This window comes from Kitasatospora sp. MY 5-36 (assembly GCF_001182915.1).
In the GTDB taxonomy this organism is placed as follows: domain Bacteria; phylum Actinomycetota; class Actinomycetes; order Streptomycetales; family Streptomycetaceae; genus Kitasatospora.
Genome location: NZ_LFVW01001189.1, coordinates 1 through 1,481, shown reverse-complemented (window position 1 = coordinate 1,481; position 1,481 = coordinate 1). Strand labels below are relative to the sequence as shown.

The window sequence follows — 1,481 nt, the reverse complement described above, 5'->3', positions numbered from 1 at the left end:
CGGCGTGCCGCTCGGCAGCCCGCCGCGCCGCCCGGCCACCGGAGCGGCCGCGGGCCCCATGCTCGCTGTCGCTGCCGGCGCCGCCCCCGCTCGCCGGGAGGATGGTCGTCCTGTCGTCGCTGTTCACGTGGCCACGCTTTCTGTTCCGGGTCGACTGGTCGGGTGTCGACACATGGGAGACCTCCCGGCGGGGCGCCGATAACAGAAATTCCGAACGAATGTCCGGAGGCCAGGCCGCGGTCTCAGCCGGCCGGTGCCTCCGGAGCCATGTCGTAGGTGATGAACCTGGTCTGATTGGCGACCTTGTCATATTTTCCACGGGCCCGGTAATTGTCTTCAGAGGTGATCCAGCGGACGGTGTTCCACCCGCGTTCCGCCGCGATTTCCCGCAGCCGGCCCAACAACGCGTCCACCGCCCCGCCGCCGCGGACCTCCGGCGCCACGAACAGATCGTCCAGGAAGCACCCGACCGCCCCGTGCAACGGCCGCGAGAACGGCCGGTAGTGCGCCAGCCCGACCGGCCGCCCCTCCCCGTCCCGCACCAGCAGCCCCGCCACCTCGTGCCCCGGATCCATCACCCAGGACCACACCAGCTCGGCCTTCTCCTCCGGAATCGGCACCCGGTAGAACTCGCAGTACCCACGGAAGAGTTCACGCCAGGCCGGGTAGTCACCGGCCTCGGGCACGCCGACGCTCCAACGGGCCGTGGAGGTGTCGTTCATCTCGGTCTCCATCACTCAGGGGGCGGTACGAGCCACCCAGCATGACGCCCCGTCGCCCCGCCGCGGATCACCGCCCCGGCCAAGAGCACGTACCCGCTACGCCACTCCGGCGCCTTGCCTCCCCGGCCAGGACCCCCGGACGCAGCACCGCCCCGATCAGCCCAACCGCCCGGGCGGGGGCAGTGGCGGTCTCGGACACCGGCCCGCCAGGCGCGCGAGCGGGTGGACACGGGGGCCGGGCCGGGCCCGGCTGGGCGACGGCTGCGCGGGTGCTCGGGTGCGGGGGTGGGGGTGGGGGCGGATGCTGAGAGGGGTGGAGGTGGTGGTGTGGCGGGGTTGTCGAGCTTGGCGTCGGTGTCGCGGGAGGTGGCGGCGGAGGCGGGGCGGCGGGCGAAGACAGGGTTGTTGGCCGGCTGTCTGCGGGGGCTGGGGCCGGTGGAGGGGGCGGCGGCGGTGGCGTTGCTGTCCGGGGAGTCGCAGCGGTTGCGGACCGGGATCGGGCCGGCGGCGTTGCGGGGGTTGCCCGGGCCCGCGGTGGAGGCCTCGCTCGGGGTGCGGGAGGTGGAGCGGGAGCTGGAGCGGATCGCGGGGGTGCACGGGGCCGGGGCACAGGCGGAGCGGCGGCGGCTGCTGCACGGGCTGTTCGCGCGGGCGACGGCGGAGGAGCAGGGGTTCCTGCGGGCGGTGCTGGTCGGGGACCTGCGGCAGGGGGCGCTGGACGCGGTGGTCGGTGGAGCGGCCGCCGGAGCGGGCCACGTT

Annotated in this window: 1 protein-coding gene and 1 pseudogene; one reads left to right on the top strand and one right to left on the bottom strand. The window is 74.5% G+C overall.

The genetic code is table 11. The features are described 5' to 3' along the window. Window positions 1-242: 242 nt before the first annotated feature. On the bottom strand, window positions 243-722 hold the full coding sequence (locus AE652_RS41295) for a GNAT family N-acetyltransferase (RefSeq protein ID WP_049661127.1): 480 nt from the start codon (window positions 720-722) through the stop codon (window positions 243-245). A 453-nt stretch (window positions 723-1,175) separates the two neighbouring features. Between AE652_RS41295 and AE652_RS48875 the strand changes: the two are divergent. Further along, window positions 1,176-1,481, top strand: a pseudogene (locus tag AE652_RS48875) (ATP-dependent DNA ligase); the annotation flags it as partial.